This is a genomic window from Pseudoalteromonas sp. (assembly GCF_041613455.1).
Classification (GTDB): domain Bacteria; phylum Pseudomonadota; class Gammaproteobacteria; order Enterobacterales; family Alteromonadaceae; genus Pseudoalteromonas.
Window position 1 is genome coordinate 1 of record NZ_JBFJHD010000101.1, and the last position, 11087, is coordinate 11087.

The 11087-nt window shown below is 43.1% G+C and carries 8 protein-coding genes and 1 tRNA gene; 3 read left to right on the forward strand and 6 right to left on the reverse strand.

From position 1 onward, the window contains the following. The 5 genes from ABYB02_RS10370 to ABYB02_RS10390 all read right to left on the reverse strand — a co-directional run bounded on the left by ABYB02_RS10370 (nucleotide 1) and on the right by ABYB02_RS10390 (nucleotide 4651). Nucleotides 1–76: transfer RNA gene (locus ABYB02_RS10370), tRNA-Gly, on the reverse strand. A gap of 209 nt (nucleotides 77–285) precedes the next feature. Beyond that, the gene (gene pgsA / locus ABYB02_RS10375; protein WP_372762388.1) at nucleotides 286–831 is read right to left on the reverse strand and encodes a CDP-diacylglycerol--glycerol-3-phosphate 3-phosphatidyltransferase; all 546 of its coding nucleotides are present in this window, start codon (nucleotides 829–831) and stop codon (nucleotides 286–288) included. A 42-nt stretch (nucleotides 832–873) separates the two neighbouring features. Further along, nucleotides 874–2697: an excinuclease ABC subunit UvrC gene (gene uvrC / locus ABYB02_RS10380; RefSeq protein ID WP_372762389.1), complete on the reverse strand. Its 1824-nt coding sequence runs from the start codon at nucleotides 2695–2697 to the stop codon at nucleotides 874–876. A 3-nt stretch (nucleotides 2698–2700) separates the two neighbouring features. Then, nucleotides 2701–3357, reverse strand: coding sequence for a UvrY/SirA/GacA family response regulator transcription factor (gene uvrY, locus ABYB02_RS10385; protein ID WP_372762390.1), 657 nt, complete (start codon nucleotides 3355–3357; stop codon nucleotides 2701–2703). Between the two features lie 148 nt (nucleotides 3358–3505). Continuing rightward, entirely contained in the window at nucleotides 3506–4651 is a 1146-nt protein-coding gene (locus ABYB02_RS10390; protein WP_372762391.1) for a dicarboxylate/amino acid:cation symporter, read from the reverse strand. 377 nt (nucleotides 4652–5028) lie between these two features. On the opposite strand from ABYB02_RS10390, the gene cysK reads away from it, so the two are divergent. Both cysK and ABYB02_RS10400 read left to right on the forward strand, forming a co-directional pair. Further along, nucleotides 5029–5997, forward strand: coding sequence for a cysteine synthase A (gene cysK / locus ABYB02_RS10395; protein WP_372762392.1), 969 nt, complete (start codon nucleotides 5029–5031; stop codon nucleotides 5995–5997). A 150-nt stretch (nucleotides 5998–6147) separates the two neighbouring features. Beyond that, nucleotides 6148–6582, forward strand: a complete 435-nt coding sequence (locus tag ABYB02_RS10400; protein WP_372762393.1) for a hypothetical protein — start codon at nucleotides 6148–6150, stop codon at nucleotides 6580–6582. Between the two features lie 69 nt (nucleotides 6583–6651). Here ABYB02_RS10400 and ABYB02_RS10405 read toward each other — a convergent pair whose 3' ends face one another. Next, nucleotides 6652–8931: an acyl-CoA dehydrogenase gene (locus tag ABYB02_RS10405; protein ID WP_372762394.1), complete on the reverse strand. Its 2280-nt coding sequence runs from the start codon at nucleotides 8929–8931 to the stop codon at nucleotides 6652–6654. Between the two features lie 157 nt (nucleotides 8932–9088). Between ABYB02_RS10405 and ABYB02_RS10410 the strand changes: the two genes are divergently transcribed. Beyond that, nucleotides 9089–10936, forward strand: coding sequence for a M2 family metallopeptidase (locus ABYB02_RS10410; RefSeq protein WP_372762395.1), 1848 nt, complete (start codon nucleotides 9089–9091; stop codon nucleotides 10934–10936). Nucleotides 10937–11087 lie beyond the last annotated feature (151 nt).

Consider the following 11087-nt stretch of genomic DNA (forward strand, 5'->3'; position numbering starts at 1 on the left):
TGGAGCGGCACACGAGGCTCGAACTCGTGACCTCGACCTTGGCAAGGTCGCGCTCTACCAACTGAGCTAGTGCCGCATTCTTTATCAGCTATTTGAATTATCACTTGTTATTTATGTGAACATTCAGGTAACTGATTAATTTCCGTTTTGTTTATCTTGGGGGCTATGCCCTCTCAACACGGACGCATTCTACAGAGATTATTAAACGCGTCAATACAAAAAATGCTAGTTTTGAACTGTTTGATTATTTTTTATCTAATGTGGTGCGTTATTAGACGTTTAGAATCAATTTTTGCTCAATTCACTCCATGCTGACAGCAAATATTGCAGCATTGAGCTTAAGGTTAAAAAGGTTGCTACATACAATAAGCCAAAACTTAAATAGTTCATCCAGCTGTCGTACTGCCAAATCAAACCAATAATGGCTAACATTTGTGCCGCTGTTTTTATTTTACCCATATTAGATACAGCCACATTACCGCGCTTACCTTGCTCTGCCATCCACTCTCGCAGCGCTGAGATAACAATTTCTCTACTTATGATAATAAGTGCCGGTATCGTCATATACATTGACTGATAATGTTCTGAGAGTGCCACTAGAGCTGCGCATACCATCACTTTATCGGCAACGGGGTCTAAAAAGGCGCCAAAGGGTGTTGACTGCTCAAGCTTACGCGCTAAATAGCCATCGAGTATATCGGTGACTGATGCGAACCAAAATATAAAAGCCGCAGCAAAAAGCGCCCATGAATAAGGTAAATAAAATACCACCAAAAAAATGGGGATAAGAAAAAGTCTAAAGGTTGTGAGTGTGTTTGGAATATTCCACATAACTACTTGGATATGTCTTTTTTGCTATATTCGCATGAAGGGCTAGCCCTTGTCATGCAAATGGTTAAATATCTTCTCAGCCATGTCAGGGCTGATCCCAGGTACTTTCTTTAACTGTTCTATATTAGCAGCTTTTACCCCTTGCATGCCCCCTAAATATTTTAATAATGTTTGCCGGCGTTTAGCACCGACTCCATTAATTTCTTCTAATAATGATTGCGTGCGTTGTTTTTGGCGTTTATTACGGTGTCCGGCAATTGCAAAGCGATGTGATTCATCGCGTATATGTTGAATTAAATGCAGTGCTGGCGCATCTGAGTCCATGGCAATCGTTTTGCGCCCACCATCTATTAACAAGGTTTCAAGGCCCGGTTTACGGCTGGTGCCTTTGGCGACCCCGACAAGTAACGGCATTTTGCTATGCGGCCAGCTGGCAAAATAGTGCTCTGCACGCGCTAATTGCCCTTTACCCCCATCGATAAAAATAACGTCGGGAATTTTTTCTTCGTCTACTAATTTGTTATAGCGCTTATTAAGCGCAAACTCCATCGCAGCATAATCATCGCCACCGGTGATACCTGTGACATTATAACGTCGATATTCTTTCGAGTTCGGGCCTTGCGAATCAAATACCACACAACTTGCCACCGTGTTTTCACCCATTGTATGGCTAATATCAAAACACTCCATACGGGTAATATCATCTAGTCGCAACGTGGCTTTTAACTGTGCATAACGTTTATTAATCGAATCTTGTGTGCTTTGTTTCACTGTAATGCTATTTAATGCATTTTTATTAGCTAACTGTAAGTACTGTGCTCGCTCACCACGGGTAACCACTTTTAGTGATACTTTGCGTTCACTAATTTCAGTTAAGGCTTCACCAAGCGCAGTACTTTCTTCAATTTCAAACGGTAAAATAATTTCTTTGGCAATACGCCCAGTCGCCCCCGGCGCTAAGTAATACTGCCCTAAAAACGAGGTGAGTATTTCTTGCTCACTGGAGTCTTTTGGCACTTTAGGAAAATAAGTTTTACTGCCCAGCACTTTGTGGTCGCGGATCATTAATAAATGAATGCCATTTAAGCCATTTAAATGGGCAAAGCCGACCACATCCATTTCAGCAAAATTGCCCGAAATAGACTGTTGTTCCTGCATTTTACGCAGTAACATAATTTGGTCGCGCACTTTCGCAGCGAGTTCAAAATTAAGCTGCTCACTGGCTTTTTCCATTTTAGCGATTAGATCAGCTATTACTTCATGGGATTTACCGGTTAAAAACTTACGCACATAATTAACTTGCTGTGCATATTCCTCTTCAGAGACTTTATTTACACACGGCGCAGAGCAGCGTTTTAATTGATACTGTAAACAGGGACGACTACGCGCACGATAATACGCATCTTCGCATTGACGTACCGGAAAAATTTTTTGCATTAAGCGTAAGCTTTCAGAAACCGCCCCGGCACTGGGAAACGGACCAAAATATTCACCTTTAACTTTACGACTGCCGCGGTGAAACGCGAGTCGTGGATGCTTATGATTAGTGAGTAAAATATAAGGGTATGATTTATCGTCGCGTAATAAAATATTGTAACGAGGCTGGTATTTCTTTATCAGGTTATTTTCTAGCAGCAGTGCTTCAGTTTCGGTATTGGTGAGCGTCACCTCTATATTGCAAATATTACTGACCAGCACCCGTGTTTTGCTGTCGGTAATATTACTGCGAAAATAGCTACTGACACGCTTTTTTAACTGCTTAGCTTTACCAACATAAATAACTTGATTGTCACTATCGAGCATACGGTAAACACCCGGCTCGCTCGATAGCGTTTTTAAAAATTGGACGTGATCAAATTCAGACATAAATTATGACTGGTAAGAGACGTCAATATCGATCATTTTGTAGCGAATTGCCAAATGTGTTAGCTCAACATCGCCACCCACATTTAACTTTTCAAACATACGATAGCGGTAGCTGTTTACTGTTTTAGAGCTTAAATTTAAGCGTTCTGCTATATTTTGTGCTTTTTCACCTTTGGTGATCATCAGCATTATTTGTAGCTCACGCTCGGATAAACTATGAAATGGATTTTCGTCGCTACGCCCGCTGACTTGGGCTAACGCAATTTGCTGCGCAATTTCTGGCGCAATGTAGCGTTGACCGGCATGTACACAGCGAATAGCACGCACCATTTCATCGGAGCCAGCGCCTTTAGTTAAAAAGCCCTGAGCGCCTATTTGCATCACAGTACTTGGGAACGGATCTTCACAATTAACTGTTAACACAATAATTTTTACATCGGGGCAATAACGACAAATCTTTTTCGTCGCTTCGAGTCCGCCCATACCAGGCATATTCACATCCATCAGTACGATATTGGGCGAATGTTGACGACAAAACTGCACAGCTTCTTCGCCGGTTTTAGCTTCACCAACCACCTTAAAGCCTCGTACATCTTCAAGAATACGTTTGATCCCTGTTCGTACCAGTTCATGATCATCAACTAAAAGAACATTAATCAATGCAGCACCCTCACTAACCTAATAACTCGCAATTTAATAACATTAATTTGCCACTGTAACATAAATAAAATGTGATAATACCGCGTATTATCACATTGCTTTGACTCTGTGCTTAATTGTAACTTAAAAAAGCCACACAGCTACTTTATTATGCTTTTTCGTTAAAGCGATCCACCCATAACGCAATAATACCATCGCCGGTTACGTTACACGCGGTGCCAAAACTATCTTGTGCTAAATAAAGCGCAATCATTAATGCAACGGCCCCTTCATTGAAGCCCAGCATGCTGGTTAATAAACCGAGTGCTGACATTACCGCACCACCGGGCGCACCCGGCGCGGCAATCATTACCACCCCTAACATCATAATGAATGGCAACATAGCCATTAAAGAAGGAACCCCCATGCTCGGAGATAAAAACATCACCGCCATCGCACAAGTAACAATCGTAATGGTCGAACCCGATAGGTGAATCGTGGCACACAGCGGTACGGTAAAGTTAGCCACATCTTCTTTTACATTATTGGCTTTACTTGACTGCAGTGATACAGGAATGGTCGCAGCGCTCGACATAGTACCTAATGCGGTAAAATACGCCGGCAACATGTTTTTAATCAGTTCAATTGGGTTGCGTTTCAGTAATAACCCTGTTGTTACATACAACACAGTTAACCATAACCAATGCATAACTAATGCGGCAATCAGCACCACACCAAATGCTTGTAGTGTATCAACCACGGTACCGGCAACCGTCATTTCTGCAAACACACCTGCAATATAAAATGGCAATGCAGGAATAATGACCTTAGACAACAGCCCGTCAATAATATCACGGCCTTGATCAGACACTGTTTTAAGCGTGGTGAGTCCCAGTTGACTCATACCAATACCAAATATAAACGCGGTGGCAAGGGCCGTCATTACGCCCATTAACGGGGGTATTTCTAAATCGATGAAACTGCCTAGCTCGGTGACCGATTCAGCTTCAAAAGTAATACCGCCGCTTAAGAACGGGATAACCGCCGTTACCAGTAAAAATGCTAATGTACCGGCAATGACCGTTGAACCATAGGCAAAACCCACTGTTTTACCCAATAAGTGGCCTGAGCCTTTAGGTAATCCAGCGATACCCGATGCAATAAAAAATAAAATAATCAATGGAATAGTAAAGGAGATCAACTGACCAATCAGTTCCTTGACTGTGTATAAAAGTTCAACGCCGACTAGAGGGATGTAAAGTCCAGCTAAGATACCGGCCACAATACCGGCAATTAATTTTAAGATTAACTTCATTGTGATTGCTTTATTGGATTTAGATAGTATGTTTTTATCATGTTTTGCATAGCTTGTGTCATAAAACTGTTCAACTGCAGTTCATTTGCACAATTAATCAGCAAAAAGTTAATAATCAGCGCTAATTTAGAAAAAAGTTGGCACTCGCAACAGATTAAGCTCATTATTTAAAGAGGCCACTGAGTGGTTAACATCGTGGTTTGTAATAACCAAGCAAGCAACAATCCTTGCTTCTTATTTCAGTTAGTTATAAGCCCAATCGATATATGTTATAGCCAAACTTTACTTTAATTTTTTTTAACTCTTAGTAAAGTGTGTTTATATAGTTAGTTACAAAGCTACTAACACGTTGAGCGGATTGTATCCAAAGGAACATTATGTCTACTATTTTTGAAGATAACTCACTAAGCATTGGTAATACACCACTGGTAAAACTTAACCGTGTTACCGGTGGCAATGTGTACGCTAAAATTGAATCTCGCAACCCAAGCTTTAGTATTAAATGTCGTATTGGCGCGTCAATGATTTGGGAAGCGGAAAAGTCTGGTCAACTAACAAAAGACAAAGAGCTGATTGAACCGACTTCGGGTAACACCGGTATCGCATTGGCGTTTGTTGCGGCTTCGCGTGGCTATAAATTAACGCTTACTATGCCAAACACTATGAGCTTAGAGCGCCGTAAGTTACTTAAAGCACTGGGTGCCAACTTAGTCCTCACCGATGGCGCTAAGGGTATGAATGGCGCAATTGCCAAAGCCAAAGAAATTAAAGCCAGCGATCCGGATAAATATATTTTACTGCAACAGTTCGAAAACCCGGCCAACCCTAAAATTCACTTTGAAACTACCGGTCCAGAAATTTATGACGCACTGGATGGTAAGGTTGACTTTTTCGTTGCTGGCGTGGGCACGGGTGGCACTATTACTGGCGTCAGTCGTTATCTTAAAAACGAAAAAGGCCTCAAGGTAAAATCAATAGCAGTAGAGCCAAGCAACTCACCGGTGATTAGTCAAACTCTAGCTGGTGAAGAAGTGAAACCCGGCCCACATAAAATTCAGGGCATAGGCGCAGGCTTTATTCCAGGTAATTTAGATTTATCGCTGATTGACGGTGTTGAGCAAGTGACTAATGAAGAATGTATGGCCATGGCTCACGAACTAATGAAGCAAGAAGGTATTTTAGTTGGTATTTCATCAGGTGCGGCGGTGGTAGCTGCTAAACGTATTGCCGAAAAACCAGAAAATGCCGATAAAAACATTGTGGTTATATTACCCAGTGGCACTGAGCGTTATTTATCAAGCCCGATGTTTGATGAACAATTTAGCGAACAAGAACTAGTACAATAACAGCATCATTAATCACAGCATAAAAAAGGATGAATTTATCATCCTTTTTTATTGTTTATCATCTATTAAGCGCCTATCCTTGGTTCCCCTCTTTACATCCACGGTGTTAAACCACACAATTTACGCAAATTGACTCCAAAACTATTAATAATGAAAACAATAACCTCGCTGTTTAGTTTAATTTTATGCTTATTGATTACAGGCTGTTACGAGCAAACCCCCACGGTTGATAATTCACCAGGAGATACTGCGATCGCTTTTTTTGATGCACTCTATAACCAAAACGATCTACAAAAAGCAACAACAATGGCAACACCACGGCTAGCAAGGGTGATGAAATCATACGGCACAGTGAGCCAAGTAACGCGCACCTTATTTAACATGCAGTTTGATCAGGTGCTGATTGAAGTGGATATGTCGAATATGAGTTTACGCCAGCAATATGCTGATAAGGCGCAAATAAATATCATCTTTACCGGCACATTCAACGGTAAAAAAATTGACGATATGCGCAGTGTCCAATTGCTATATAAAAAGCGTAACTGGTACGTGAATAAAATACTCTCCGACCCATATGCGCGCTAGGGTAACAACTTAGCTGCAATAAAAAGCCTCACCTTGCATACACAAGGTGAGGCTTTTTTAAATCATTAATTAAAGCTCGCCGGGCTGAAAGTTATCAACCGCGATGGCTTGTTTTCTTAATTTATTGGCATGCTGCATTGCATCGGCATCGCTTTGCGCTAATAAATCATGCTCTAACGCGTGCTTAATCGCCCCTTCAATGTCTAACGTCGCGGGCACTTTGCCATTACGTTGCCACTGCTTTAAGTCTTTGAACTGCGACTGCATATCGTGCATCGCTAAAAACGCCTGCTCCATTACGCCCGTGCCGCCCTTTTCATCGACATAACATAAATGCGTTAAACGATTTCTAAATACCCCAGGCTGAGTCATGTGTTCGCAAATAACTTGGGCTGTTTCATCACTGGGTTTGTGATAGTGGTTACCCAACGGAAACACGATTCGTTTTAGCACAAAATTAACCACTGGATTAGAGAAGTTTTTAAAGAAGCCATCAAATGCTTGGCCTATCTCATACAGTGATGTTTCTATTGCATATTTCACAAACGGTAAATCGGCTTGTTGACGACCTTCATCTTCATAGCGCTTTAACACCGTAGAAGCTAAGTACAAGTGGCTAAGAACATCCCCTAATCGTGCAGAGATCATTTCTTTACGTTTCAGCTCGCCACCTAACATTAGCATCGCCACATCGGTGCATATTGCTAAGCCGCGGCTCATTCTACCCAGCTGCTTGTAGTATACAGCGGTTTGGCCACTCACCGGCGCGTTAGCAAAGTAACTGCGTGTTAAGCCATGCACCAAGGCCATGCTGGCATTACATGCGGCAAATTTAATATGGCTCATTAATAAACCATCAAATTGCTCTAATGCAGCATCATCATCGTCCATGGCGGCCGCTTCCATTTCTTTTAATACAAACGGATGACAGCGCGTGGCCCCTTGACCAAAAATCATTAAGTTACGAGTTAAAATATTCGCCCCTTCCACGGTAATCGATACCGGAATACCCATATATCCATGGGCTAAATAGTTATTTGGCCCCACTTGAATACCTTTACCCGCATGAATATCCATGGCATCGTTCATCACGGTGCGGCCCATTTCCGTCATGTGGTATTTGGCAATGGCGGTAACCACCGAGGGACTGAGTTTTAAATCGATTGCCCCTGCGGTCATTAAGCGGCACGATTCAAGGGCATAAGTTAAGCCACCAATGCGAGCTAAGGCTTCTTGCACCCCTTCAAATTGGCCAATTGAGACGCCAAATTGCTGGCGTACCATTGCATAAGCCGAGGTCATTTTTGCCGCTAAATGCCCGGTTGCGGTACTCAGTGCAGGCAAGGAGATACCCCGCCCCGCACTTAAGCATTCAACCAGCATCCGCCAACCACGCCCTGCGCCTTGTTGCCCGCCAATAATCCAATCGAGTGGAATAAACACATCTTCACCGTATGTGGTGCCATTCATAAACGCCATATTGAGTGGATAATGACGCTCGCCCGTTTCAACCCCTGGGTGATCGGTAGGAATAAGCGCACACGTAATACCGAGCTCTTTTTTATCCCCTAATAACCCATCAGGATCATACATCTTAAACGCAAGCCCAAGCACAGTGGCAACCGGTGCAAGAGTAATATAGCGCTTAGACCAATTTAACCGCAGGCCTAATACCTGCTCGCCATTGTGCTCACCTTTACAGACTATACCGCTATCGGGGATACCGCCTGCATCAGAGCCTGCTTCTGGCCCGGTTAGCGCAAAACACGGTACATCTTCACCCGTGGCTAACGTTGGTAACCATCGTTCTTGCTGTTCTGGGGTACCATAATGGAGTAATAACTCACCGGGGCCTAAGCTATTCGGCACCATCACCGTCACCGCGGCGGTTAAACTTTTAGTGGCAATTTTTGACACTATGGTCGAGTTAGCGATTGCTGAGAATTCACGACCACCAAACTTTTCAGGGATAATAAGCGCAAAAAAGCCTTCTACCTTTAAGTAGTCCCACACTTGCTTAGGTAAATCTTTATCTTTTTGCACAATTTGGTAGTCATCCAGCATCGCCAGTAAGGTTTCAACTTGATTATCAATAAATGCATTTTCTTTATCACTTAACTCCGGCTTGGGAAAGTGATGCAGCTTTTGCCAGTCAGGATCACCACTAAATAGTTCGCCATCCCACCAAACATCGCCCGCTTCCATAGCTTCGCGCTCGGTTTGCGATAACGGCGGTAATACTTTTTTAAACATTTTAAACGCCGGCCGGCTGATCACGTTAAGGCGAATATCTTTAACAACAAAAATAACCACCAGCACAACGATCAGCAATATTAAAAACACTGACATAGCACATTCCTTATACATTAAATTTAAATAGTGATGTAATTATGACCGTTCTCAATTTAAATACAATCATTCTTCAGTCGTAAGAGATTCATTTTATTGTTTTAAAATTCACTGCTATATTAGCGCTGCTAACATAACAATAATATAAAGGAACACCATGAGACACCCTCACTTTAAGCTAACTATCAGCGCTATAGTCGTGGCCAGTACGCTAGCCTTAACTGCCTGTGATACACAAACAAGCCCAGCGCAGCCGCAGCAAGAAGCCACGCCTGCGGCGGTCACCGTTAACGACGCCAAGGCATTTATAGCGGCAACCGAAAAAGAGCTCTCAGCCCTTTATTTAGAAGCCAGCCGCGCCGATTGGATCTACGCCAACTTTATTACCCACGATACCTCAGCGTTGTCGGCTGAAGTGAACCGTAAAATGACCGAAACCGTAGTGCGCTTGGCAAATCAAGCCGCTCAGTTCGACCAGCTTGAGCTTGATTACGATGCGCGACGTAAACTCGATAAACTAAAACTGGCATTAACTTTACCGGCTCCACAAGACACAGATAAAACCGCGCAGCTGTCACACATAGTCGCTCAGTTAGGCGGTTTATATGGCAAAGGTCAGTACTGTAAGGACAATGGCAGCTGTTTAAGTTTAGGTGATATGACAGCAACCATGGCAACGAGCCGCGATTACAATGAATTACTGGACTTATGGCAAGGGTGGCGTCAAATCGCCAAGCCGATGCGCCCGCTTTACCAGCAGCAAGTGACATTGACTAACGAAGGTGCTAAAGAGCTAGGTTATGCCGATACCGGTGCTATGTGGCGCAGTAAATACGATATGCCTGCCGATGACTTTGCCACTGAGCTAGACCGCATTTGGGGACAAGTAAAGCCGCTTTATAATGCTTTACACTGTCATGTTCGCGCTAAACTAGGCGAGCAATATGGTACCGATAAAGTACCGCAAGACGAGCCAATTCCTGCGCATCTACTAGGCAACATGTGGGCTCAGTCTTGGGGCAATATTTACGATGTCGTGGCTCCTGAAAATGCCGATCCCGGTTACGATGTTACAGCGCTATTAGCCAAGCACAACTATGATGAAATAAAAATGGTAAAAGGGGCTGAAAAGTTTTTTACCTCAATGGGGTTTGCGCCATTACCCGAGACGTTTTATCAACGCTCATTATTCACAAAACCCGCCGATCGCGACGTACAATGCCACGCTTCGGCATGGAACATCGACAGTAAAGACGATTTACGCATAAAAATGTGTATTCAACGCACCGGCGAAGAGTTTTCAGTTATTCACCATGAACTTGGGCATAACTTTTATCAACGCGCTTACAACAAGCAACCATTATTTTATCAAGAAAGTGCCAACGATGGTTTCCATGAAGCCATCGGCGACACTATCGCGCTGTCGGTAACTCCAGACTACTTGAAAGAAATTGGCTTACTTGAAGACGTGCCAGATGAATCAAAAGACATTGGCCTGTTAATGAAAATGGCGCTTGATAAAGTAGCATTTGTGCCCTTTAGTTTAATGGTTGATCAATGGCGCTGGCAGGTATTTTCTGGCGCAGTGACACCAGAAAACTACAATAAAGCATGGTGGCAGTTACGTGAAAAATACCAAGGTGTACAGGCTCCTATTGCCCGTAGTGAAAATGACTTTGATGCCGGCGCGAAATACCATGTCCCCGGTAACACCCCTTACACGCGTTACTTTTTAGCGCATATACTGCAATTTGAGTTTCATCGCAGCTTATGCGAAATAGCCGGTAACGATAAAGCCATTCATCGCTGCTCTATTTACAACTCTAAAGCGGCGGGCGAGAAACTTAATGCCATGCTAGAAATGGGCTCTTCACGCCCATGGCAAGAGGCCCTGCAAACAATCACCGGCAAAGCGCAGATGGATGCCACTGCTATGCTTGATTACTTTGCGCCGTTAAAAGCATATCTTGATGAGCAAAATCAAGGCAGACGCTGCGGTTGGTAACTAACTGTTTTAATATAAAACACTAAACCAACAAAGCCCGCTGATTAAGCGGGCTTTTTATTACCGTATAGCAAATTAACTAAATGCGTGTGTTGCTATATTAATTAACCTGAGCTTCGGATAATTAAAACTGAAAACGCATGTTAGCAAA